25 protein-coding genes and 1 riboswitch are annotated in these 23,856 nt (G+C 70.1%); of the genes, 7 read left to right on the top strand and 18 right to left on the bottom strand.

The window, feature by feature from the left end; translation table 11 throughout:
- Positions 1–16: 16 nt before the first annotated feature.
- From BJ998_RS10340 to BJ998_RS10330, 3 genes are all read right to left on the bottom strand, one after another.
- Complete coding sequence (locus BJ998_RS10340; RefSeq protein WP_184860654.1) at positions 17–382, bottom strand: GntR family transcriptional regulator; 366 nt, start codon at positions 380–382, stop codon at positions 17–19.
- Positions 379–1,089, bottom strand: coding sequence for a hypothetical protein (locus BJ998_RS10335; RefSeq protein ID WP_184860652.1), 711 nt, complete (start codon positions 1,087–1,089; stop codon positions 379–381). The genes BJ998_RS10340 and BJ998_RS10335 overlap by 4 nt, the downstream gene beginning before the upstream one ends.
- A gap of 132 nt (positions 1,090–1,221) precedes the next feature.
- Positions 1,222–1,692 carry an Lrp/AsnC family transcriptional regulator gene (locus BJ998_RS10330; RefSeq protein WP_221337950.1) on the bottom strand — a complete coding sequence of 157 codons (471 nt, stop codon included), beginning with the start codon at positions 1,690–1,692 and terminating at the stop codon, positions 1,222–1,224.
- Between the two features lie 93 nt (positions 1,693–1,785).
- On the opposite strand from BJ998_RS10330, the gene BJ998_RS10325 reads away from it, so the two are divergent.
- Together BJ998_RS10325 and BJ998_RS10320 are read left to right on the top strand one after the other, a co-directional pair.
- Positions 1,786–2,598: a hypothetical protein gene (locus BJ998_RS10325; protein ID WP_184860650.1), complete on the top strand. Its 813-nt coding sequence runs from the start codon at positions 1,786–1,788 to the stop codon at positions 2,596–2,598.
- Positions 2,595–3,821 carry an MFS transporter gene (locus BJ998_RS10320; RefSeq protein WP_184860648.1) on the top strand — a complete coding sequence of 409 codons (1,227 nt, stop codon included), beginning with the start codon at positions 2,595–2,597 and terminating at the stop codon, positions 3,819–3,821. Before BJ998_RS10325 ends, BJ998_RS10320 begins: the two co-directional genes overlap by 4 nt.
- Here BJ998_RS10320 and BJ998_RS10315 read toward each other — a convergent pair.
- The 10 genes from BJ998_RS10315 to cobM form a co-directional block, all read right to left on the bottom strand.
- Entirely contained in the window at positions 3,811–5,919 is a 2,109-nt protein-coding gene (locus BJ998_RS10315) for a putative bifunctional diguanylate cyclase/phosphodiesterase (protein ID WP_184860646.1), read from the bottom strand. The genes BJ998_RS10320 and BJ998_RS10315 overlap by 11 nt on opposite strands.
- A gap of 51 nt (positions 5,920–5,970) precedes the next feature.
- On the bottom strand, positions 5,971–6,792 hold the full coding sequence (locus BJ998_RS10310; protein ID WP_184868563.1) for an SAM-dependent methyltransferase: 822 nt from the start codon (positions 6,790–6,792) through the stop codon (positions 5,971–5,973).
- 7 nt (positions 6,793–6,799) lie between these two features.
- Positions 6,800–7,606, bottom strand: coding sequence for an SAM-dependent methyltransferase (locus BJ998_RS10305; protein WP_184860644.1), 807 nt, complete (start codon positions 7,604–7,606; stop codon positions 6,800–6,802).
- Between the two features lie 91 nt (positions 7,607–7,697).
- On the bottom strand, positions 7,698–8,777 hold the full coding sequence (locus tag BJ998_RS10300) for a hypothetical protein (RefSeq protein ID WP_184860642.1): 1,080 nt from the start codon (positions 8,775–8,777) through the stop codon (positions 7,698–7,700).
- A gap of 4 nt (positions 8,778–8,781) precedes the next feature.
- Complete coding sequence (locus BJ998_RS49115; protein WP_184860640.1) at positions 8,782–10,488, bottom strand: CbiX/SirB N-terminal domain-containing protein; 1,707 nt, start codon at positions 10,486–10,488, stop codon at positions 8,782–8,784.
- Complete coding sequence (gene cbiQ, locus BJ998_RS10290) at positions 10,473–11,249, bottom strand: cobalt ECF transporter T component CbiQ (protein WP_184860634.1); 777 nt, start codon at positions 11,247–11,249, stop codon at positions 10,473–10,475. Before cbiQ ends, BJ998_RS49115 begins: the two co-directional genes overlap by 16 nt.
- Positions 11,246–11,908, bottom strand: a complete 663-nt coding sequence (locus BJ998_RS10285; protein ID WP_184860632.1) for an energy-coupling factor ABC transporter permease — start codon at positions 11,906–11,908, stop codon at positions 11,246–11,248. The genes cbiQ and BJ998_RS10285 overlap by 4 nt, the downstream gene beginning before the upstream one ends.
- Entirely contained in the window at positions 11,895–12,836 is a 942-nt protein-coding gene (cobA, locus tag BJ998_RS10280) for a uroporphyrinogen-III C-methyltransferase (protein WP_221337948.1), read from the bottom strand. The genes BJ998_RS10285 and cobA overlap by 14 nt, the downstream gene beginning before the upstream one ends.
- Before the next feature lie 11 nt (positions 12,837–12,847).
- Entirely contained in the window at positions 12,848–13,603 is a 756-nt protein-coding gene (gene cobJ, locus BJ998_RS10275; RefSeq protein ID WP_184860629.1) for a precorrin-3B C(17)-methyltransferase, read from the bottom strand.
- Positions 13,600–14,436, bottom strand: a complete 837-nt coding sequence (cobM, locus tag BJ998_RS10270; protein WP_312890029.1) for a precorrin-4 C(11)-methyltransferase — start codon at positions 14,434–14,436, stop codon at positions 13,600–13,602. The genes cobJ and cobM overlap by 4 nt, the downstream gene beginning before the upstream one ends.
- 53 nt (positions 14,437–14,489) lie before the next feature.
- A riboswitch (cobalamin riboswitch) is annotated at positions 14,490–14,660 on the bottom strand.
- A gap of 79 nt (positions 14,661–14,739) precedes the next feature.
- Here cobM and BJ998_RS10265 point away from each other — a divergent pair.
- On the top strand, positions 14,740–15,276 hold the full coding sequence (locus BJ998_RS10265) for a precorrin-8X methylmutase (RefSeq protein WP_312890028.1): 537 nt from the start codon (positions 14,740–14,742) through the stop codon (positions 15,274–15,276).
- 81 nt (positions 15,277–15,357) lie between these two features.
- On the top strand, positions 15,358–16,107 hold the full coding sequence (locus BJ998_RS10260; protein ID WP_184860625.1) for a sugar isomerase domain-containing protein: 750 nt from the start codon (positions 15,358–15,360) through the stop codon (positions 16,105–16,107).
- Positions 16,108–16,166: 59 nt separating this feature from the next.
- Here BJ998_RS10260 and BJ998_RS10255 read toward each other — a convergent pair whose 3' ends face one another.
- Together BJ998_RS10255 and BJ998_RS10250 are read right to left on the bottom strand one after the other, a co-directional pair.
- Positions 16,167–17,159: a helix-turn-helix transcriptional regulator gene (locus BJ998_RS10255; RefSeq protein ID WP_184860623.1), complete on the bottom strand. Its 993-nt coding sequence runs from the start codon at positions 17,157–17,159 to the stop codon at positions 16,167–16,169.
- 15 nt (positions 17,160–17,174) lie between these two features.
- The gene (locus BJ998_RS10250) at positions 17,175–18,269 is read right to left on the bottom strand and encodes a DNA glycosylase AlkZ-like family protein (protein WP_184860621.1); all 1,095 of its coding nucleotides are present in this window, start codon (positions 18,267–18,269) and stop codon (positions 17,175–17,177) included.
- A 309-nt stretch (positions 18,270–18,578) separates the two neighbouring features.
- Between BJ998_RS10250 and BJ998_RS10245 the strand changes: the two genes are divergently transcribed.
- Entirely contained in the window at positions 18,579–19,187 is a 609-nt protein-coding gene (locus BJ998_RS10245; protein ID WP_312890027.1) for a class I SAM-dependent methyltransferase, read from the top strand.
- Here the strand turns inward: BJ998_RS10245 and BJ998_RS10240 are convergent, their stop codons facing one another.
- A complete protein-coding gene (locus BJ998_RS10240; RefSeq protein WP_184860617.1) occupies positions 19,188–19,904 on the bottom strand; it encodes an MgtC/SapB family protein in 717 nt (238 codons plus the stop codon).
- A gap of 3 nt (positions 19,905–19,907) precedes the next feature.
- Entirely contained in the window at positions 19,908–20,858 is a 951-nt protein-coding gene (locus BJ998_RS10235) for a TrmH family RNA methyltransferase (RefSeq protein WP_184860615.1), read from the bottom strand.
- 81 nt (positions 20,859–20,939) lie between these two features.
- On the opposite strand from BJ998_RS10235, the gene BJ998_RS10230 reads away from it, so the two are divergent.
- Positions 20,940–22,151: an alpha-hydroxy acid oxidase gene (locus BJ998_RS10230; RefSeq protein WP_184860613.1), complete on the top strand. Its 1,212-nt coding sequence runs from the start codon at positions 20,940–20,942 to the stop codon at positions 22,149–22,151.
- A gap of 4 nt (positions 22,152–22,155) precedes the next feature.
- Positions 22,156–22,452, top strand: coding sequence for an AfsR/SARP family transcriptional regulator (locus tag BJ998_RS10225; RefSeq protein ID WP_184860611.1), 297 nt, complete (start codon positions 22,156–22,158; stop codon positions 22,450–22,452).
- On the opposite strand, the gene BJ998_RS10220 is transcribed toward BJ998_RS10225, so the two are convergent.
- Positions 22,383–23,852 (bottom strand): ketol-acid reductoisomerase, encoded by a 1,470-nt coding sequence (locus BJ998_RS10220; RefSeq protein ID WP_184860609.1) that lies wholly within the window; start codon positions 23,850–23,852, stop codon positions 22,383–22,385. The two genes, BJ998_RS10225 and BJ998_RS10220, sit on opposite strands and share 70 nt — an antisense overlap.
- Positions 23,853–23,856 lie beyond the last annotated feature (4 nt).

Genomic DNA, 23,856 nt, shown 5'->3' with positions numbered 1-23,856 from the left:
TTGGGGAGTTGGGCGGTCAGCTGGGCTGGGTGGGGGTGAGGGCGGCGCGGACGATGTGGAGAAGGTCGTCGGGGGAGAGGCCGAGGTCGGCGGTGGCGGCGGCGAACTGGCGGGCGGCCTGCTGGGCGCGTTGGAGGCTGTGTTCGCCGGCGGCGCTGACGAAGGTGCCGGCACGGCCGCGGGTCTGGACGAGGCCTGCTTCCTCGAGCTCGCGGTAGGCGCGGGCGACGGTGTTGACGGCGAGGCCGAGTTCGGCGGCGAGCTGGCGGACGGTCGGCAAGCGGGTGCCGACGGCGAGGGTCCGGTCGGCGATCTGGCGGGCGAACTGGGACTTGACCTGCTCGTACGGCGGAACGGGTGACGCGGTGTCGAGCTGGATCACCGGGCCACCGGGACCTTCGGTGTCAGCGGCTCGTGAGTCATCGCGAAAACCGAGATCACAACCGAAACAGCTGTGTACACAGTTAACAACCAAATCGAGGAGGCCGACGACATCGTCACGAGGGCGAGCAGCACGGGGTAGGCGAGGGCGGCGTGGCGGGCGTCGTTGACGCGCAGCAGCTCGTCGGCCTGCAGGGAGCCGTGGTCGACGGCGATGGGGGCGCGGGTGAGGGCGCTGTGCAGCGAGGCGTAGGTGACGGCGGCGAGCAGTGCGACGCCGACGAGGAAAACGACGGCCTGCGCGCTGTCGTCGCTAGTGAGAAGTGCGGCGAAACCGAGAAGTGCGGCGCCGACGTAGGAGACGGCCAGCAGGGTCCGGGTGCGGCGGCCGACGATGGCGGCGAAGTCGACGGGCTCGTGGCGGTTGACGTGCTCGGGCTGGGCGGCGGCGATCCGGCGGTCGCCGAGCCGTTGGACGACCAGCGCGATGCCGGCGGCCAGCGAGACGAGAGCGGTGAGCAGCACGGGCCACAGCAGCGACGTGGAGCCGAGCAGGAACTGCACAACCCGGAGGACGAGCACCGCGGCGACCAGGGCGACGCCGAGCTGCACGGCTCGTCTGCGCACCAGCAGACGACCGAGCAACAGGGTGTGGGGCCCCAGGTCCACGCCGCGGTAGCGCTGCGTCCACGAGTCGACGTATCCCACGGAGCTCCTCGGCATTGAGTGCGACCGGAATGACATGTGACTGTGATCACCGTATCCGACCGGCGGCTCCTCGTCGCCCTCCGGACGGCGCGCAATACACCCGACGTCAAGTCCCGGATACACCCGAACGCCTCAGGTGATCTCCAACACACCGGCCGGGTCGAGCGGGATCTGCCGCAGCACGAGCCGGCTTCGCAGCTCGCGGACGCCGTGCTCACGCTTGAGCCGCTCGATCAACTCCTCGAATTCGGCGGTGTCGACGCACGCCATCCGCAGTTGGTAGTCGTACTCCCCGGTGACGTGCGCGGCGGAGAAGATCTGCGGAAACCCGCGCAGCCCCCGCTCGAACTCGGCGCCGGACACGCCGTCCCGTAGCCGCACCTCGCTGACCAGCACCAACGGCCGCCCGAGCGCGGCGAAATCCAAGTCCGCGCGGTAACCGCGCAGGACCCCGGACCGTCGCAGCCGTCGTACCCGGTCGGCGACGGCGTTGGCGCTCAGCCGGACGGCTCGGCCCAGTTCCTGGTACGTGATCCGGCCGTCGTGCAGGAGCACGGCGAGGATCTCCCGGTCGACGGCGTCCACTGCGACTTCCGAAGTCATGCGGCCAATGTACCGAGAACATCGCAGCGCAAACTGCGATACCGCCGCGAATTCCGCGACAAACGCGGCGGGATCACTGAGAAGCTCGAGGTCATGGGGCCCGACCTGCTCAAACTCCTCCTCACACCCGCTCTGATCGTCGCCGCCACCCTCCTCCAACGCCGCTGGGCGACACTGTTCGGCGGCCGCCTCGTCGGCCTCCCGCTGACCGCCGCCTCCTCGCTCACCCTGCTGACCCTCCGCGAGGGCGAGACATTCGCCGTCCAAACCGCCATCGCGACGCTGTCCGGCCAACTCGCGATCGCCGCCTTCTGCCTCGGCTACGCCCGCACGGCGCTCGCCCACCGCTGGCCGATCGCGCTGGCGATCGCCGTCTGCTGCTACGGAATCGCCGCGCTCATCCTGAGCCGGCACGACTTTTCCTTGCCAGCGCTGGAATTCCTGGTGCCAACGGGCCTGGCGGCGACGCTGGCGGCGTGGCCGGCGCTGACGCCACGCGAGGTTCTACCGATGCAGTGGGAGTTGCCGGCGCGCATGGTCGTCGCCACGGCCATGACGACGTTGGTGCTCGCCTCCGCCACGATGCTCGGGTCGAAAACGATCGGCCTCGTCGCCTCTTTTCCTTTGTTCGCCGCATTGTTCGCCGCACACGAGCATTACGGCGCGGGCGGCCCGGCGGCGATCATCTCGCTGCGCTCGGTCGTGGTCGGAGCCTTCACGTCGTCGGTGTTCTTTCTCACGATCGCGAGCACCCTCCCGTACTGGGGCGCCCTAGGCGCGTTCCCGCTTGCCGTGGCGGCAACGGTGTTCGCGCACATCGCCGTCAATCTATTCACCTATGGATCGAAGTCCCGCGATTCCTGTATTGGACGCATGAACGAGCGGCAACTAGCTTCCAGTGCATGACCGTGATCCAAGCGCCCGAAGATCAAGCACATCGCCGTGGCAGCAAGGGATTCCGGCGCATCAACCTCGGTCTGTTCGCCGCCGGGCTGGCCACGTTCATGGTCCTCTACTGTGTGCAGCCACTGCTTCCGGTGTTCGCGCAGGACTTCCGCCTCACGCCGACCGAGTCCAGCCTGGCGATCTCCGTCGCCACCGGGATGCTCGCCCTCGCGATCGTGCCGCTGAGCATGCTTTCCGAGCGGTGGGGCCGTATGCCGGTGATGACGGCTTCGCTGTTCAGCACCGCCTTGCTGCAGATCGCCGTCGCATTCAGCCCGAACTACACGATTCTGTTGGTGCTGCGGGCATTGCAGGGCCTGGCGGTCGCCGGCCTGCCTGCGGTCGCGATGGCCTACCTCGCCGAGGAAGTGCACCGAGGATCGCTCGGCTTCGCCGTCGGCCTCTACATCGGCGGCAACAGCATCGGCGGCATGGCCGGCCGCGTGATCACCGGCCTGGTCACCGACCTCGGCGGCTGGCGGTGGGCGGTGGGTGTGGTCGGCATTGCCTCGCTCGGCTGCGCGCTGCTGTTCCGTGCGGTGATGCCATCTTCGGCGAACTTCCGCCAAAAGCCGATCAAGCTGCACACGCTGGCCGGCTGCTTCCGTGACAGCGGCCTGGTCCGCCTCTACCTGATCGGCATGCTGCTGATGGGCAGCTTCGTCACGATCTACAACTACCTCGGCTTCCGCCTCACCGCCGCCCCGTTCGGCCTGTCGCAGGCGATCGTCGGCCTGATCTCCGTCGCCTACCTCGCCGGTACGGTCAGCTCCCCGGTCGCCGGCCGGCTCGTCGACCGCTACAGCCGACGCCAGGTGCTGTGGGGGACGGCACTGGTCAGCATCGCTGGCCTCGGTCTGATGCTCTCCGACGACCTCCTGCTCGTGGTCATCGGCCTGCTGCTCGTGACGGCCGGGTTCTTCGCCGGCCACACGGTCGCCAGCGGCTGGGTCAGCGCCCGCGCCACGCACCCCGCGCAGGCGGCCGCCGCCTACCAGCTGTGCTACTACCTCGGCAGCAGCGTCGGAGGATCCGTTGGCGGGCTTGCCTTCTCTGGCGGCGGCTGGGTTGCCGTCACGGTGTTCACGGCCGCGTTGACGCTGGGCATGCTGGCGCTGGGACTGAGCCTGCGCAAGCTGGCGCCGGCCGCGCGGAACCTGGTCCGCACGCCGGTCACCGTGTGATCAGCGGCCCGATGTCCTCGGGGCCGCCCGGCTCCCCGAACGCTACGCCCTGGCCGGCGTCCACGCCGATCTCCCGCAGCCACGCCACATCGTCCAGGGTGTCCACGTTCTCCGCGATCACCTGCATGCCCATCTGGTGCGCGAGCGACACGGTGTTCCACGAGACCGTCGCCGGAATCGTCTCCCGCTCGCCGTTGACCTGCGCCACCACCAGATCTCGGCTCTTGAGCACGGTCAGCGGCCGCACCACCAGGCATTCCGGCCGATGCCCCGACAGGCCGGAGATGCTGAAGGTGATGCCGCGTTCGCCGAGCAGGCTCATGTCCTCCTCCTGCTCGTCGCCGTCGCAGTCGATCGCCTCCGGCTCCAGCTCCAGCCGCAGCAGGTTGCCGTCGAGGCCGCTGTCGGCCAGCGCGCGCAGCACGTTCGGCAGGAAGTCGGGGTCGCGGGCCTGCCGCGGCGGCATCTTCACGCTCACGACCGGGGCACGCTCGCCGAACTCCAGCTCCCACTCGCGGGCCTGCCGGCACACCTCCAGCAGCAGCCACTCGGACAGTCGCATCACCAGCCCGGTGCGCTCGGCCAGCGCCAGGAACTCGGCCGGCGGCAACACTCCGTACTCGGGGTGGTCCCACGCCAGCTGCGCCTCGACGGCCACGAGCCGGTTGTCGCTGAGGGCGCGGATCGGTTGGTACACGACGGTGAACTCGCCGTTGTCCAACGCGACCGGCATGGTCAGGGCGAGCTGCAGCTGCGCCCGGTCCCGCTCGCAGCGCTGGTAGTCGAACAGCGCCCACTGCGCCTTGCCACCCTGCTTGGCCCAGTGCAGCGCCATCGTGGCGTCCCGCAGCAGCTCCGCCGGCTGCTCCCGACCCACCGCGCGCTCCACGATGCCGACGCTGGCGTGCACGGACAGCCGGTGCCCGAGCACCGTCACCGGCTCGTTGATCATCCGCATCGCCTCCTCGACGAGCGGCGTCACGGTCCGGGTGCCCTCCGACTCCTCGATCAGCAGAGCGAACTCATCGCCGCCCAACCGGGCGGCCAGCATCTTGTTGTCCTCGGCGTGGTAGCGGAGCTTGGTGCCGAGCTTGAGCAGCACCTCGTCGCCGACGTCGGGGCCGAGCCCGTCGTTGATGGCGGCGAAACCGTCGATGCCGAACACGCAGAGCGCGACCCGCCGCGGCCGGTCCACCCGCCCGAGCACACTGTCCAGCCGGGCCATGAACGCGGTCCTGGTCGGCAGGCCGGTCAGCGGGTCCTGCATGCCGAGCGTGGCCATGGCCTGGTTCGCGTAGTGCAGCTCGGTGGCGTCCTCGACCATCGCCACCTGATACGTGGCCACGCCGGTGGAGTCGCGCACCGCGGACACGGTGACGTTGGCCCACAGCACGTCGCCGTCCTTCTTCAGCAGCCGCTGCCGGCTGCGGAAGGACGGGTACTCGCCGCGGAACAGCCGGTCGTAGCGCTGCAGCGTGTCCGGGATGTCGTCCGGGTGCAGGATGTCGGCGCCGGTCAGCGCGTTCAGCTCGTCACGGCTGTAGCCGAGCAGCTCCTGCAGCGCCTGGTTCGACTCCAGGATGTTGGAGTCGAAGTCGCCGATCGCCAGGCCGATGGGCGCCGAGTCGAACACGGCGAGGAACCGCGACTCGCTGTCCTGCAGCCGCCGCTGCGCGACGTCCGTGGCCAGCCACATGGCCTGCTTGATGACCTCCTGCTCCTCGAAGGTGCGCTCGCGCAGCGCCTCCGAGTAGCCGGTGCTGAGGCGGCCGAGCAGCTGGACGACCCGGTCGAGCAGTTGGCGGTCCTCGCCGGAGACCCCGGCGGACTGCACCAGGCCGCTGCCGAGCAGTTGCAGCGTGCGGCCGAGCGCCTCGGGCGCGGTGAAGTGCGCGTTGACCAGCCGGGCCCCGACGGCGATCGCGGGCTCGGGGTCGAACGGCTCGCTGAGCAGCGCGTTCAGCAGGGAGCCGGACAGGTCCAGCAGGAAGTCCTCGATCTCCCGCCGCGACATCGGCACGTAGCTGGTGTCGATGATGGCCGCCGCCCAGCCCTCGGCGAACTCGCGCAGTTGGGCGTTTCGACCGTCGTCGGTCATCGCCACCTCGCTCGTTACGGCATCCCGGGCGGCAAGTGTATTCGGCATCTGTTACGGCTTCGCCGCCACCACTCCGTAGACGAGCGAACTCTCCGGGTGACAGCCCACGTCCGCGGCCGAGTCGGGTCGCCACAGCGGCAGGTGCACCACGCCGGGCGGCACCGGCTCGAAGCCGGCGATGATGCGCAGCAGGTCGTCGGCGGTGCGCACGTGCAGCGGCTCCATGGTGTTCTGCACGATCTCGCCGACGGCCTGCGCGTCGGCGAGCAGCTCGCCCTCGGCGCCGGTGAAGCTCGGATGGGACAGCGCGACGTAGCTGCCGGACACCAGCGCGTCCCGGTAGCGGCCCATCAGCCGCGCCGGGTCGGCGCTGTCCGGGACGAAGTGCATCATCAGCAGCGTCAGCACGGCGACCGGCTGGTCGAAGTCGATCAGCGACCGGACCGCCGGCGCGCCCAGCACCTGCTCCGGCGAGCGGAAGTCGGCCAGCACCGCCGTGGCGAGGTCGTTGTCCCGGAGCAGCGGCTCCGCGTAGGCGATGGCGATCGGGTCGTTGTCCACGTACGCGACGCGGCACTTCGGGTCGAGACCCTGCGCGAGCTGGTGCACGTTGCCCACCGACGGGATGCCGGAGCCGATGTCCAGGAACTGGGTGACGCCCTGGCCGACCAGGTACGTCACCACCCGGCGCAGGAAGTTCCGGTTCAGCCGCACAGTGTCACGCACCTGCGGCATCACCTCGAGCAGCTGCTTGGCCAGCTCCCGGTCGGCCGCGGTGTTGCAGCCGCCGCCGAGCAGGTAGTCGTACACCCGGGCCCCGCTGGGCCGGGTGAGGTCGATGCGTTTGGGCGCCCATCGCGGTCTGTCCAGCATCGGCACGTCAGCGCTTCCTCGCCACCACGCCGTAGATGGCGGCCTCCTCGTGATGGTCCGCGTCCTCCGGGGACTCCGGCCGCCAGCTTGGCACGTGCACGATGCCCGGATCCAGTGGCTCGAAGCCGTCGATCAGGCGGGCGATGTCGTCCCGGCCGCGCAGTGTGATCGGCGTGCGGTTGGCCGCGTACAGGTCGTACACGGTGAGGATGTGGTCGGAGACGGCCTCGTGCGTGGAGTGCGACAGGGCGAGGTAGCTCCCTTCGGGCAGCGCCTCGCGGTACACCGACATCAGCTCGGCGGGCTCGTCCTCGTCCGGCACGTGGTGCAGCAGCGCGAACAGCAGCAGGCCGACCGGCTGGTCGAAGTCGATCAGGTGCTGCACCTCCGGCGACGACAGCACGGCGCCCGGGCGGCGGAAGTCCTCGTGCACGACGGCGGCGTAGTCGTTGTCCTGCAACAGGAGTTCACTGTGGACGACGGCGGTCGGCTCGCGGTCGACGTAGACCACGCGGCAGCGCGGATCGCGCGCCTGCGCCACCTCGTGCACGTTCCCGGCGGTCGGGATGCCGGAGCCGATGTCGATGAACTGGTGGACGCCCAGGTCGACCAGGAGGCGCACGGCGCGGCGCAGGAACGCCCGGTTGGCCCTCGTCAGGTACTCCACCTCGGGCATCGCCTTGATGACCTGGCGCGCCATCTCGCGGTCGGCCTCGGAATTGGTGGCCCCGCCGAGCAGATAGTCGTAGATCCGAGCCGCGTTGGGCGTGTCGAGGTCGATGTAGGTGTGAGCCCAGCTCGTGTGGTCAAGCACGGCGCACCTCGTGGGTCCGGTGCTGCGAACGGCGCGCACCCTGGCGTTTCGGTGGTAGCTCTGGGGAGTGTAGTGATCAGAGGCCGGGCGTCTACCTGCCTCGAGGTAAAACCCGGTCAACACGGGCAGGGTCGTTTCGCTGCGTTGCCGTTACAGCGTCCGATCGGGTGATATTCGGCGTCCGAAGCACCGTGATCAGGATGCCCACCGCGACACCGGCTGTGATCGACACCAGCGCGCGGTCCAGGTCGATCGGCAGCGCCACGATGCTGGTGGAGCTCCACCACACCGCCAGGTCCTGGAGAAGGGCGAGGGCGCCCAGGCCCACCGCGGCCAGCGCGGCGAACCACCGCCCGGTGCTCCGGCCGGTCGCCAGCAGGGCCACCGCGGCCGTGCCGACCAGCCAGGCGAGCACGATCGGCAGGTACTCGTGCTGCAGCACAGTCCACGGATTCTCGGCCTGGCGACCAAGTATTGTCGCAATTCCGTGGACGGCGCCGGCGGCCACCAGCACGGCGGTCGCGGCGGCCAGCGGGCGCTGACTGCGGCGGACCAGGCCGAGCAGCGAGGTCGCGATCGCCAGTGACAGCGTGACCAGGATCCATGGCGCCGGCGAAGGTCCCGGGATCCAGCGGAGCTCGCCGAGCACGTGATAGGTCTTGCCGTCCGAGACGAGATCGACCTGCCAGGCGCGGATCAGGTGAACGCTCTCGGGATCCGCGAGAACCTGCGACGGAAGTGTCGCGTCACCCCAGTGCGCGTAGTGATCGTGCCACTGCACCACCGGCTCGGCAGAAATGCGTTGCCACTGCGGGGCCTTCGCCGCGTCGGCGGACGGCTTCTCCGGGTCCTCGCTGATGTCGCCGGACGGTGTCGGCTCGGCCGGCAGGGCGGCGTTGACCGCCGCGCCGTCCGGGCCGACCTGGTAACGCTGCGCCCCGTCCGGGTCGAGAACGACCACATCCGTTCGAGTGGAATTGCGCAACCACAGGGCTTCGCCGTTCTGTAACACCCGAAACTCGACGCCCGGTGGGGTCTGGGTGGCGGCGATCAAGGCGCTGCGCAGGTCGCCGACGCGGTCCGGCGGAGTGTGCGAGTCGGCGTCATGGGCCGACGCCGGCACGGCCAGCGCCAGCAGCAGCGCGGCGATCAGGGCGGCAAGGCGGGCCACTTCGTCAGCCTCCCAAGGGATTGAAACCGGCCGGCAGCTCCAGCCGATGCGCGCTCATGAAGCCGGCGTCGGCGAGGATCTCCCGAATCGGGCCGTCGGCGACGACCTGGCCGTGGTCCAAGACCACGGCCCGCTGGCACAGTTCCAAGGCGTAAGGCAGGTCATGGGTGACCAGTAATGTGGTCATGCCCAGGCGTTTCACCAGATCCGCGAACTCGCGACGGGCCGCCGGGTCCAAATTGGACGAAGGCTCGTCGAGCACGAGGACCTCGGGATGCATGGCGAGCACGGTGGCGACCGCCGCGCGGCGGCGCTGGCCGAGCGAGAGCCGGTGCGGCGGTCGGTCGGCCAGATCCGCAAGACCCACATAGGACAGCGCCTCGGTGACACGGGCGGCCAGTTCGTCGCCCTTCAGACCCAGATGGGCCGGCCCGAACGCGACGTCCCGGCCGACGGTCGGAGTGAACAACTGGTCGTCGGGATCCTGGAAGACCACGCCGACCTTGCGGCGCACCTCCTTGAGCGTCCTCGGTCCGACGGCGGTGCCGCTGATCAGGACCTCGCCCGCGGACGGGGTGAGGACGCCGTTGAGCTGCAGCACCAGGCTGGTCTTGCCGGCGCCGTTCGGGCCGAGCAGTGCGACACGCTCGCCGCGGTGGACCGTCAGGTCCACAGTGGACAAAGCGGACGTTCCGTCGGGGTAGTCGAAGCTGACGCCGCGGATCTCGATCGCCGGCTGCTCGTCGGAGGCCGTTGTCGACGGCATGAACCGGCCGCGCCGCACCTCGACCGTCGGAGCCGGCGCCGGGGTCCGGATCGCCCGGCGGGCCTTCCGCTTGCCGCGGGCCGGCTCGTCGCCGTGCGGGGTAAGGGAAATCGGCAGGCCGACCTTGTCCTCGTAGCCGGGCAGCTGGACCCGGTAGGTGCACAGGTCGCAGTTCATCCGGACGTCGCCGTGCAGCGCCTCGCGGTAGCGTTCCAGCACGAGGCGGGCCAGCCGTGGATCGGGGCCGAGGTGCGCGCCGCCGCGCACCGTGATCTCCGGGTGCTTCGCCGCCCATTCGCCGGCCTGCTGGTGGATTCGTGGCACCAACATGCCCGTGAACAGGAAGAACGGGCTGACCACGATCGTCGTCGCGCCGAGCAGGCGGCAGCGTTCCATCGCCTCGGCGACGTTCGGGCGGGCGACGGAGACGAAGCCCGGTTCGATCGTGCCGAGACCACGCTTGTCGGACAACAGGCGGCCGACCTTCCACAGGTCGGAGCATGCGTCCGGATCCGAGGAGCCGCGGCCGATCAGCGCCACGCCCAGCTTCTCCGGATCCGCGTCGCCCGCCGCGTCCCGGATCCGCTCCTCGGCGATCGCCAGCACCGTCGGCTCGATGCCGAGATCCCGTGCCAGTCTGAAGTGGACGGTCGGGTGTCGTTGACGGGCACGGGCCATCGCCGCCGGGCCGTCGTTCTTGAGGTGGCCGGCGGCGAGCAGGACCAGCGGCACCACCACGACCTCGTGCGCGCCGTCCGCGACCAGCTGGTCGATCGCCTCGTCGACGCCCGGCTCGGCGAGCTCGACGAAGCCGCAGCCGATCCGCAGATCCGGCGCGCTGTTCTTGACGGTGTCGGCCAGCGCCCAGTACTCGTCGACGCCGTCCGCGTCGCGGCTGCCGTGGCCCAGCAGCACCATCGCCGGCGCGGTCATGCCGTCGCCCATGCGGTTGCGGTCAGCACGGCGAAGATCGCCGGTGTTGTCAGCGCTGCCGCCCAGGTGCTGCGCTTTGCCGGTTCCCCGGTCAGCGTTGCCGGCAGTGATCCCTCGTAGCCGCGGGACGCCATGGCCAGGTAGACCCGTTCGCCGCGTTCGAAGGCGCGGACGAACAACGCCCCGACGCACAACGCCATGTCTTTCGCCTGCCACAGCCAGCGCGGATCCGCGCCGCGGCAGGCACGGGCGGTGCGCAGCCGGTTGAGCTCCGAGTTGAGCACCTCGACGTAGCGGATCATGAACGACGCGACCGCCGTGAAGATCTTCGGCACCCGGAGCCGCTCAAGGCCGGTGATCACCTCGGGCAGTGGGGTGGTCGCCGCGAGCACACCCGTGGCCAGCAGGCCGAAGCTCGCCTTCAGCACGATCGACGCCGCTGATTCGAGGCCCGCTATGGCCAGCGGGATGCCGAGGACGTGCACCACCGGGCCCGTCGCGAGGAACGGCAGCAGCACAACGAAGAACACGAACGGGATCTCCACCACCAGCCGCCGCAGCAACGTCATCGCCGGGATCTGGGCTGTGTAGGCCGCCGTGGCCAGCACCAGGCCGTAGCCGATGTACGGCCAGAAGATGTCACGCGGCGTGCAGGCGACGAGCAGGATGCACAACGCCGTCGCCGCCACCTTGCACTGCGGCGCCGCCCGGTGCAGCGGCGTGTCCGTCGGGATCAGCAGGTCCGCGCCCGGATTGTGAGCGGCTCCGCTCATGCGCTCGCCCGTGTCAGATGCCGGCCGGCGCGGACCAGATCCGGCCTCAGGCGCAGCAACGCCGCCACGATCAGGCCCGTCACCAGGCCCTCGAACAGCGCGATCACCGCGTACGTGCCGATCGTCGTCACCGCCACCGTCCCCGCCGGCACCGCCGTCGCGCCGCCGACCGCGTACTCCAGGCTGTAGAGCACCGATCCCGCCACCACCGACACGAAACCCGCCACCCCGCAGGCGATCGAGACCCAGAGCTTCTTGCGGGGCAACACCTTCCGTAGGCCGAGAATCAGCGGGTAACCCACCACCGCCGGGATCAGCGCCATGTTCACCGCGTTGACCCCCAGCGCCGTGACCCCGCCATCGCCCGCGAACAGCGCCTGCACCACCAGCACCACCGATATCACCACCGGTCCGAGCCAGGGTCCCAGCAGTGCCACCGCCAGCGTTCCGCCCAGCAGATGACCTCCCGTGCCCACCCCGATCGGGAAGATCGGCGCCTCCAGCACCAGGAAGAAGGCCGCCGCCAGCCCCGCCAGCGGGATGTCCCGATCCCGCAGCGACGGTCCCAGGTTCCGGCTGCACAACGCCAGCCCCGCCACCGCCACCACCCCACCCGCGATGGAGACCGGCGCATTCACGAACCCGTCAGGAATGTGCATTGAATCCCTCCACCGGTCCGCTTAGTTGGCCGTCCACTGCTCGGCCGGCCTCGCCCAGCCCGCCGGCACCCCGCTCGTTCGCCGCCGGCTCGCCTGCTAACCGGCCGCGCACTGCTTGGCCGCCCATGTCCTGCTCGGGGGCGCCCGCAAACTGGCCGCCGGCCTCTTGGCCGTCAGCTACCTGCGCGGCCGGCGGCGCATCAGTCGCCTTCGGTTCGGTCGTTGGCGGGGCGGCCGCCAGCAGGTCGAGGGCTGCCACCTCACCGATCACAAACGTCACCGGCGGTCGCATCCTCGGGTTGGGCAGCTTGGCCAGCGTGCCGAGCTCGGTGCGCTGGTGCGGACGACTCGCGGCACTGATCGCCGCGACCGGGGTGTCCGCGGCCAAGCCGCCGGCCATCAGCTTGGCGGCGATGTCCCGTAGCGCGGACCGGCCGGTGAGCACGACGATCGTGCCGCCGACCCGGGCGACGGCGTCCCAGTCGACGTGCTGGTGGTACTCGGGGTCATCGTTCCCGGCGATGACGGTCAGGGTGGTAGCGACCTGACGGACCATCACCGGGATGCCGGCGAGCGCCGGAGCCGCGATCGCGGCGGAGATGCCGGGCACGACGTCGAACGGCACGCCGGCAGCGGCGAGGGCAACAGCTTCCTCACCGCCGCGGGAGACCACGAAGGCGTCGCCGGCCTTCAGCCGGACCACCTCGCGGCCGGCGCGCCCGAGTTCGACGAGAAGCTGGTTCACGTCGGCCTGCGGCCATGCCGGACGGCTTCCTGCTTTTCCGACGCAATGCACAACTTCGGCGGAATCCGCGATCGCGACGATGTCGGCCATCGAAGGACGGTCGTAGACGACAACTTCGGCGGACTTGAGAAGCTCGACCGCGCGGCAGGTGAGCAGACCGGGATCACCGGGGCCGGCGCCCACGAGGTGCACGGTCACCCGGCACTCCGCCCGGATCCAGATCGGGGCGTGACCAGCCAGTCGCCGAACCGGCGGGTGGTCGACGACCCGACCAGCACAGTGGTGGTCATGCCGACTTTGCCGCAATCCAGGTCGGCGAGCGTGGTGAGCTCGACGCGCTGCCCGTCGCGGGCGATGTCGGCGACCAACGCGACCGGCGTGGTCGGTGCGCGGCGTTCGAGCAGCACTTCGCGGGCCCGGTCGAGCTGCCAGGGGCGGCCCTTGGAACGGGGGTTGTAGAGCGCGATGGCGAGGTCGGCCTCGGCCACGGCCCGGAGTCGACGTTCCACTTCCTCCCAGGGAGTGAGCAGATCGGACAGCGTCAAGCAGGCGAAGTCGTGTGCGAGCGGGGCACCGACGAGAGCCGAGGCGGCGAGCGCCGCGGTGACGCCGGGCAGCACACGGACCTCGGGTCGTGCGGTTTCCTCGATTTCGTACGCATTGCTCAACGCCAACGTCGCCATGCCGTACACACCGGCGTCGCCCGACGACACGAGCACCACCCGCCGGCCTCCGGCCGCGGCGTCGACGGCCTGCTCGGCGCGCAGCTTCTCCTCGGTCATCCGTCCGCGGACGACGAACTGGTCGGGTCGAAGGATGTCGTCGCACGCATCTATATAGGCGGAGTAGCCGTAGACGGCCTCGGCGTCGGCGATCGCCTCGGTCGCGGCCGGCGTGCGATGTCGTGCGTCGCCGGGGCCGAGACCGACGATGGTGAGCACGCCGGTCATGGCAGCCTCCGCTTCTCCACCGGGATCGGCCGACCCTGCGTGCTGCCCTCGGCCGACCGCCGCCGGCAACCGTGCGAATAGGCCGGGTCGTACAACTTGGTGCGCTGGACCTCGCGGTCGTCGCGGAGCGCTTCGCCGACGAGCACGAGTGCGGCGGTCCGGATGCCGGACGCACGCAATTCGGTCGCGAGTTCGCCGACGGTCGTGCGGACGATGCGCTCGTCCGGCCACGTCGCCTTCGCGACGACAACCGCCGGAGTGTCGACGGAATAGCCCTTTCCGTCGGCGAGCAGCTCGGCCTGCAACTGTTCGGGACGCTGCGTGGAGAGGTAGACAGCCATCGTCGTGCGATGCGACGCAAACGAGGCGACCGTCTCGCCGTCGGGCATCGAGGCGGCGGTCCGACCACCGGCGAGCCGTGTTAACACGATCGACTGCGAAACCATCGGTGAAGTCAGTTCACAACCAACGGCCGCCGCGGCGGCGCCGAGAGAACCGACGCCCGGCACGATTTCGTACGGCCTGCCGGTCCGTCGACACCATTCGATCTGCTCGCCGATCGCCCCGTAGACGGTCGGGTCGCCGGAATGCAGCCGGACGATGGCCGCGTCCGGTCGGCCGGCGTAGACCTCGAGGACGTCCTCCAGCGTCATGCCGGCGGAGTCGTGTCGCTCGGCCGCCGGATTCGCGTGGTCCAGCACCTCGGCCGGCACCAACGACGACGCCCACACCACGACGTCCGCCCTGGCCAGCCGGTCGGCACCGCGGAAGGTCATGAGGTCGGCCGCGCCGGGACCGGCGCCGACGAATGAGATCAACCCGGGTGGGATCACCGCGGGAACCGCCCGAGGCGCAGCCCGATGCCAGCCATCACATCCTCCGTGCGACGCGTGTCGGTCGCGTGGCCGGTCTCCTGGCTCCCGGATCACCGCCGTCGCCGCGCCTTCCCAGGCTCGCGCCCAGTGGCTGTTCCTCTGCGGGACGACTTCCCGGTCACAGTGGCGGGACCGCGCCGGATTCGCACCGGCTTCCCGTAACCACGCTCGCGGAGCAGGTTAACCGACGCGTCGGCGTGCCGACACCGCCGACTACGGTGTGAAACAGTCCACCCGAGGGGAAGCCGAGACGTGCCGCGAGTGCCTCATCCGATCGAGTCGGAGTCGTACGAAATCCTCCGTCGGCGGGTCGACACCACAGGGTTGGGGCCGCTGTCGCGGGCCGTCGTCGAACGCCTCGTGCACACCACCGCCGACCCCACATGGGCCGGCGACCTGCTGGTCGACGAGCAGGCGCTGGCCGCCGGCCGGCAGGCGCTCGCCGACGGTGCGCCGGTGGTCGCCGACGTCCGGATGGTCGCCGTCGGCATCACCAGCCGACCGGCGATGGTCGTCACGGAGACGACCGGCGGAATCGAGGAGTTCGTACGAAAAACACCAGTCGGTGCGGTGTGGGCCATCGGTCAAGACGTGTCGATCGTCACCGAACTCGTCGAGCGCTGCCGGTCCGGCGAGATCCGACCCGCGCTGGTCATCGCGCTGCCGGCCGGGTTCGTCGGCGCCGTCGAGGCGAAGCGGGCGGTCCGCGAGCTCGGTGTGCCCGCGCTGACCAACCGTGGCGAACGGGGCGGCGCGGCGTTGGCGACGGCGGCCGTCAACGCGCTGCTGTACCTCTGACGCAGGCGTGCCCCGTGATCGGTTTGCCGTTAACGTGACCTGAGCCGGCATGGCAAGTTACTGACGACGGGAGAGTGGCGCATGTCCATCGGCCAGGACGAGTTCGTGTCGGCGGCCAAGGACCTCATCGACCAGCTGGTGACCACGCAGCGCGAGGCGATCGGGGCCGCCGCGGCGCTGGTGGCCGACTGCGTGCTTGCCGACGGCGTGGTCCAGGCGTTCGGCACGGGCCACTCGCAGGGGCTGGTGATGGAGATCGCCGGCCGGGCCGGCGGCCTGATCCCGACCAACAAGCTGTCGCTGCGCGACGTCGTCACCTACGGCGGCGACCCGGCCGACTCGCTCGGTCCGCACACCGAACGCGAACCGGCCATCGCGCACCGCGTCTACGAACTCGCCTCGCCGCGTGAGACCGACCTCTTCGTCATCGCGTCCAACTCCGGCGGAAACGGCTCGATCGTCGAAATGGCCTCGCTCGTCAAGGAGCGGGGGCACGGTCTGATCGCCTTCACCTCGTTGGCCCACGCCACCGCGGTCGAGTCGCGGCACCCGTCCGGCAAGCATCTGCACGAACTCGCCGACGTCGTCATCGACAACTGCGGCCCGATGGGCGACACGCTGCTGCCGATGCCCGGCGGCGGCCAGGTGTGCGCGATCTCGTCGATCACCTCGGCCTTCGCCGCCCAGATGATGCTGGCCGACGCCTGCGCGCGGCTGATCGCCGCCGGCCACACGCCGCCGGTCTACTTGTCGGCGAACATCCCGGGCGGCGACGAGCACAACAAGTCGCTGGAGGAGCACTACTCCGGCCGCATCCGCCGCGACCCGTAGCGCTCGGCCACGTGGGCGAAGTCCGCCGCGACCTGGCGGAACTCGGCACGTGGCTGTCGCTACTCCGGCTGCTCGGGGCGCGAGCCGTAGAACTCCGTCAGTTTCGCGACGGTCGAGGTGATCATGTCGCGGAGTTCGACAGGGTCGAGGACCTCGATCTCGGCGCCGAAGCGGAGAAACTCGGCGTGGGCGTGGCGGACGGTCTCGACGGGGACGACCGCCTCGACCCAGCCGTCGGCATCGGGTGCGGACAGTGTGGCGGTGACGAGGTCGGCGACCTGCCGGCCGATGAAGTACGGCAGGGCCCGCACGCCGTCGGGGGACAGCCGGACGCGGGCGCGCTGGCCGCGCATGCGGACCTCGAACTGGTCGGCCCACTCCTGCCAGTAGGCGGCGAGGTCGAAGTCGGCGGGTCGCTCGAAGCGGTCGTCGAGGGTCTGCACGCCGAGGACGTTCGACACGCGGAAGGTGCGCAGGTCGGAGCCGGCCAGTGCGACGAGATACCAGGTCCCGGCCTTGAGGACGACGCCGAGCGGCGCGAGGCGGCGGGTGACCTCGCGAGGCGTCTTCCAGCGGCGGTAGCGGATTTCGACTATCCGCTCGTTCCAGACGGAATCGGCGATTTCGGCGAGAAAGGGAACTTCGTCGGCCTCGCGCAGCCAGCCGGGAGCGTCCAGGTGGAACCGTTCACGGATGCGGCTGGCCCGGGCCCGCAGGTCGGGCGGCAGGGCGGCGAGCATCTTGAGTTCGGCGGTGGCCACGACGGTGCCCAGGCCCAGCTCGGCGGCGGGTCCCGGCATGCCGGCGAGGAACAGGGAGTCGGCTTCGTCGGTGGTCAGCCCGGTGAGGCGGGTCCGGTAGCCGTCGAGCAGCTGGTAACCGCCGGTCGGCCCGCGGTCGGCGTAAACGGGCACGCCGGCGACGGACAGCGACTCGATGTCGCGGTAGACGGTTCGTACGGAAACCTCAAGTTCGTCGGCGAGCTCCTGCGCCGTCATCCGGCCCCTGGTCTGCAGCAACAGCAGGGTGGACAGCAACCGGCTCGCGCGCATACCCCGCATTGTGGGTCAGGCGAACCGGACGACCGCCGCCGGCACTCCGCGGACCTCGGCGATCCGTTCCGCCTCGGCCTGCACGTCGTCGCGGAGCGCGGGGTCGATGTCGGCGTCGAACGAGGTGACGGTGACCTCCAGCTTCTTGCGGCCGACCAGGCGCGACCGCCACATTCCGCCGATCTGACCGTCGACGAGCAGCGCGCCGGGATTGCCGAGCATCGTCCACAGCGCCTTCTGCTCCGCCTTCTCCGGCACGAGCAGGTCGCGGTCGCGGGCCTGGAGGAACGGGTCCATCGCCGGCAGCAGCCGAACGAGCTCTACTCGGTCGCAATCGAGAAGTTCGTCGACATTCCCCTTCGGCAACCACGCGCGTCGGCCGTCGACGGTCACCTCGGCGAGGTCGTCGGGCCAGATCTCGCGCACGTTGGCCGTCGACGTGTCGAGCCACTTGGCCACCTCGGCCGGCGTCGCCGGACCGAGGAAGCGGAGGTAGCGGTCCACCAGTCCGTGCGGATTGGTGGATTTCGTCGGAATCGGACCGCGCTTGGGCAGCGGCTCCAGCAGCAGCCCGGTCTCGCCGGCCCGCAGCCGGATCCCGGCCGGCAGCGAGCCGAGCCGGAACGGCTGCTCGTAGACGTGCGTCGACTTGCAGCCGGGGCAGGCGCGGGTCTGCTCGGCCGGCACCAGTTTGGTGACCTCGGTGCTGGCCGCGCCCTTGGTCATCGGCTTTGTGACGACCTTGCGCATCGACTCCGCTACCAGCCGGTACGTCTCCATCGCGGTCAATCCGCCGGTCACCGTCCGGGCCTTCGGCCACGACAGCCGGGACTGCGCGTCGGTGTCGCTCCACGGCCACAGCTCGCCGGCCAACTGTCGGAGTTCGCCGGGGCGGTGGTAGTGCGGGGCGCCACGCAGCGTCCATCCCAGCTCGTAGCTGTCGAGACTGACCGGTCCGGTCGTGCGAGCGGCCAACGCCAGTTGGGCGGAGCCCGTCTGGGTGTCCTGAAGGCCGATATCCAACACGGCCGGCTCCTCGCTGTCGCGGAGCAGACCGTGCTGGCGGACGCGGTACCACAGCACCTGGTCCCGGCTGACATTCTTGGTCACGCTGCCATCTTCGCCCGAAAGACTGCCATCTGCTGTCAGGATCCGCGGTCGAGGCGTGCGATGGGCCGTCACGCGCGATGCGCGGCGGCTCGTCAGAGCCGTCGATCGAAGCGAAAACGGATTAGTAGTGTCGACCTCTGTGGACAGGTGGGCTTGTGTGCGCGGTGAAAACTGACGCGATTCATTGTGTGGGGTCAGTGTCGGCGAATCCGAAAGTCGATGAATTGGGGGAGTGGGTCGGGCAATTGCTTGGCCCGGGCCGTCCGGCTCCAATCACGGGTGGAACGCACTCCTAGCTACCATCTTCGGGTGACCGAGCAGCACCAGCACTACTTCACCGCCGATCCGGACGCGGTCAGCGACCCGCGGCTGCTCACCGTCGAGTTGCCCGACCTGACGCTGAAGCTGACCACCGACGCCGGGGTGTTCTCGCCGAAGCAACTCGATCCCGGCACCAGGGTCCTGCTGGAGAACGCGCCCGCGCCGACCGCCGACGGCGACCTGCTGGACGTCGGCTGCGGTTACGGCCCGATCGCGCTGACGCTCGCCAAGCGTTACCCGGACCGGCGGATCACCGGCGTCGACGTCAACACGAGAGCGCTGGAACTGGCCCGTGCCAACGCGAAGGCGGCCGGCGTCGGCACGATCACCTTCCACCTGCCCGAGGAAGTGCCGGCGGACAAGCGGTTCGCGGCGATCTACTCGAACCCGCCGATCCGCGTCGGCAAGCAGGCGCTGCACGACCTGCTGCTGCACTGGCTCGCCCGACTGCTGCCGGACGGCATCGCGTATCTGGTGGTGCAGAAGAACCTCGGCTCCGACTCGCTGGCCAAGTGGCTCACCGAGCAGGGACACGCCACCGAGCGGATCGCCAACGCCAAGGGGTACCGGGTGCTCGCCGCGAAGCCCCGGGCCTGATCACTCCTCGGTCTCCGCCTCGCCGGTGTCCACCGCCAGCACGCCGGACTGGCCGGACAACCTGGTCAGCAGCCCGGTGAGCTGGCGCGGGCCGGTCAGCCGCAGCCGCAGGTCGATGACGTTCGTCGACTCGTTCCGGTTGGTCGAGGCGTGCTCGACCACATACCCGGAGGACGTGACGAGTTCCAGGATGTCGCGCAGCGCGCCCTCGCCGTCCCGGTAGCTGGTGCGCACGACGGTGGTCGCCGGTCGGGTCCGGGTGAGCAGCCGAACCAGCGGCGGGTATCCGTACACCACAAGGAAATGCGCCGCGGTGACGAACACCGCCAACAGCGGCAGCCCGGCCGCGCAGGCACAACCCACGGCGACGCTCACCCACACCACGGCGGCCGTGGTCAGTCCGCGCACGATGTTCTGCCGGACGAAGATCAGGCCGCCGCCGATGAAGCCGACTCCGGACACGATCTGGGCCGCGACCCGGGACGGGTCCAGCACGATCCGGCCTTCGACGAGCACGTCGGTGAAACCGTATTTGCTGACCAGCAGGAACAGTGCGGCACCGAGACCGACGAGCGTGAGCGTGCGTAGTCCGGCGCTCTTCTGCTTCAGTTCCCGTTCGAGGCCGATCAGCGAGCACAACACGAGCGCGGTGGCCAGTTCGATGATCTGCGTCCATCCCTGGCCGGACGGCTCGCCGAAGGTCACCAGCTCGTTCATCGCTCACTCGCCTCGTCGGAGGTTCTTTCGCACGCGGCGGAGAAAGTCGCTGAACTGCTCCCGCTCCGCCTCGCTGAAACCGGTCAGCGCCACATCCTCTCCCACGTACCCCGATTCCCGCAGGTCGGAAACGACCCCGGTGAGCTCCGTGATGGTCGCGCCGAGCGAGGCCAGCGCCATGCGGGCGCGCAGCTCGTACAGGCTGATGCCGGTCGCGACGCCGACGTTGAGCGACTCGACCTCGCCCGACATCGGGATCCGGACCACGTGGTCGGCCAGCTCCAGCACCTCCTCGCCGACGCCGTCGGTCTCGTTGCCGACGACAAGGGCGACGGGCCGCCCGCTCAGCGGCACCGATCCCTGCAGCATGCTCGCGCGGCCCGAGGTGGCGACGACCTCGAAGCCACGCTCGCGCAGGTCGCGCACCGCCTCGACCGGTGTGTCGTAGCGGCGGAGCCGGGCCCGCAGCACCGCCGCGCGGGACGCGTCCAGCACGCGACGACTCGTCAGGTCCGTTTCCGGGTCCGTGCAGACGATGTCGGCGACGCCGAGGCCGACGGCCGTTCGCACGATCGTGCCCAAATTGCCGGGGTCGAGCACGTTGTCCAGGACGACCGCGAAGTCCCCGTACGGGAGGTCGTCGCCGGCGACCGCAGCCAGCTCGGCGACCGCCAGCCAGGACACTGCCCGGTTCAGCCGCACCGCCTGCCGGAGCACCGACTCCTTCGCCATCAACACCGGCACCCCGGTCGTGGCCAGCAACGACGTCACCGGGTCGGAGGCTCCCTCGGCCGCGAGCACGAACCGCAGTGTCGCGCCGGCCTCCACCGCCTGGGTGATGAGGGCGGCGCCCTCCAGTAGACAGCCGCCCGCCTCGGCCCGCCCCGTGCGGTTGGCGAGGGCCCTGACCTGCTGGAGGTGGTCGTCCTTGAGTGAGGTGATGACTGCTGGCACGCCGACGACCGTATCGGCCGCTCCGGTCGCGCGGGCGGTTGGCCGCCTAGGCTATGTCCGGGTAGTGGAGGAAGGGGTGCCGTGACCGAACGCCGTCTGCCGCGTCCCAGCGAGCTGGCGCAGTTGCTCCGGCCGAAGCCGTTCGTGCTGGACCCGACCGAGCGGCGGCTGGCCGCCGCACACACGATCGCCGACCTGCGCACCATCGCCCGCCTGCGCACACCCCGAGCGGTGTTCGACTACACGGACGGCGCCGCCGAGTTGGAGGACAGTCTCCGCCGTGCGCGCACGGCGTTCCGTCGCGTCGAGTTCCGGCCGAACGTGCTGCGCGGTGTCGCCGACCCGGACACCAGTGTCGACGTGCTGGGCAAGCGCAGCGCACTGCCGTTCGCGTTCGCGCCCACGGGGTTCACGCGGATGATGCACCACGAGGGGGAGCGGGCGGTCGCCAAGGTCGCGCAGCGCGTGGGCATTCCGTACGCACTGTCCACGATGGGCACCACCTCCATCGAGGACGTCGCGGCGGTCGCCCCCGACGCGCGCAAGTGGTTCCAGCTGTACGTGTGGCGCGACAAGGGTGCGGGCCGTGAGCTGCTGCAGCGCGCGCACGCCGCCGGCTACGACACCGTGATGCTCACCGTCGACACACCCGTCGGCGGCGCGCGGATGCGCGACGTGCGCAACGGTCTGACGATCCCGCCCGCGCTGACGCTGCGCACCTTTCTGGACGGTGCGACGCACCCGGCGTGGTGGTTCAACCTGCTCACGACCGAGCCGCTGACGTTCGCCTCGCTCACCGAGTGGGGCGGCGCGGTCGAGGAGCTCATCAACTCCATGTTCGACCCGACGCTGAACTTCGACGACCTCGACTGGGTACGCGAGATCTGGCCCGGCAAGCTCGTGGTGAAGGGCATCCAGAACGTCGACGACGCCCGCGACGTCGTCAAGCACGGCGCCGACGCCGTGCTGCTGTCCAACCACGGCGGCCGTCAGCTCGACCGCGCACCGACGCCGCTGGAGCTGTTGCCGCAGGTCGTCGACCAGGTGAAGGACGACGCCGAGGTGTGGCTGGACACCGGCATCCTTTCCGGCGCGGACATCGTGGCTGCCCGGGCGATGGGCGCCGACCTGTGCCTGATCGGCCGCGCTTACCTGTACGGACTGATGGCCGGCGGCGAGCGCGGCGTGCAGCGCACCGTCGACATCCTTCGCAAGGAGATCGTGCGGACGATGCAACTGCTCGGCGTGCGTGCCGTCGCCGACCTACGCTCCAGCCACGCGCGGCTGCGGTGACGCTGTGCTGGACTTCAAGCTGCTTGGTCCCGTCCGCAGTTGGCGGGACGGGCAGGAACTTCAGCTGGGGCCGCCACAGCAGCGCACGGTGCGGGCGATGCTGCTGCTCAGCGACGGGAAGCCGCTGACGCCGGAGGGCAGCGCCCATGCGCTGTGGGGCGTTGACGCCCCGTCGTCAGCGGCCGCGACGGTGCGCACCTATATCCACCGCCTGCGCCGTGTGTTCGGCGACTACTCGACGAAGATGTCGACGGACGGCCGCATGCCGGCGCACACTCGCAGCACCTCGTGCACGACGTGATTCTCGAATCCGCCGAAAATCTCGATGTCGACGGATTGCTCGTCGTCGACGACCGGGTAGGCGCGCTGCGTCAGCGCGTAATCGAACCGCGGCGCCCACTTGCGCGCGCCGAGCCGGGCCGTGATCGAGCAGTTGTCCACCAGGTAGGCGATGCCGCGGGCGTGCATGTACGGGTTGAGCGAGTCGACCGCCTCGATGACCGACTCGTTCGCGATCTCCGAGTACGGGTGGCCGAACTCCAGCAGTGCGTCGATCTGCGCCATCATCACGCCGATGAACACGCCGGCGGTGAACGGGTCGAGCGGAATCTCGTCGGGCACCCGGTCGGCCCGCACCTTCTGACCGACCCGCCACATGTCGGCCTGGTCGATCTTGCCCATCGGGAACCGGGCCAGCCGCTTGCCCGCCAGCACCACGCTGCGCACTTCGTCGCCGGAGCGGACTTCGTCGTAGATCTCGTGCATCAGCTCCAGGCCGACCGGGTAGCTGACCGAGTACGCCTCGGCGAACACCTGCTTTTCGTCGGAATTCAGCATTCGGTAGACGCCGAGCATGCCGTCGCGGGAGATCACCCGCGAGATCGGGCCGGTGACCGACTCGGCGGAGTGCCGGAACGCGTCCTCGTCGCTCATGCCCTGGTCGCGGAACCGCCGGTAGAGGCTCTCCACGATGCCGTGCAGGCCGCCGGCCAGGATGCCGCGCTCGCCCGACAGATCCGAGAGGTACTCGGACCGCAGCGTGGTCCGGAACGTGTACGGCGCGCCGAGGCCCACAGACCAGCCGAGCGCCCGGTCGACCGCCCGGCCGGTGACGTCCTGGTGCACGGCGAAGCTCGCGTTGATGCCGGCGCCGTTGACGTCCCTGCCCTGCAGGTAGAGGGCGCGAACTGAGGCACCCATACCCTTCGGGCAGACGGCGATCACGTCGATGTCGGCGGGGAACTCGTCGCCGACCAGATCCAGGTGGCCGAGCAGGAAGCCGTGCGACAACCCGAGCGTGGTGCCCGGCCGCAGCGCCGCGAACACCTCCCTATAGGTCTCGGCCATCGCACCGTCCGAGATCAGCAGGATCACCATGTCCGAGCCGCGGATGACGTCGAACATCTCGCCGAGCGTGCCGTCCTCCGGCGTGAAGCCCGCCTGCACGGCGGTGTCCCAGGACGTCGAGTTCCGCCGCAGGCCGACGACCACGCGCACCGCGTCGCCCAGCGAGTCCCGCAGGTTCTGCGCCTGCGCCGAGCCCTGCGGGCCCCAGCCGATCACGCCCAGCTGGCGCACGCCGTCGAAGGCCGCGGGTAACCGGTCGAACAGGTGGCGTCCGCCGCGCACGATCGGCTCCTGCCGGTCCGCGACGGCGATGTACTCCTTGTCGAACACCTTCGTGTCGAAGTCGAGGTCCATGGGG

Origin of the sequence: Kutzneria kofuensis (assembly GCF_014203355.1) — a bacterium.
In the GTDB taxonomy this organism is placed as follows: domain Bacteria; phylum Actinomycetota; class Actinomycetes; order Mycobacteriales; family Pseudonocardiaceae; genus Kutzneria; species Kutzneria kofuensis.
The sequence above is the reverse complement of the archived record's forward strand: the minus strand, read 5'-3'. Positions and strand labels throughout refer to the sequence as shown.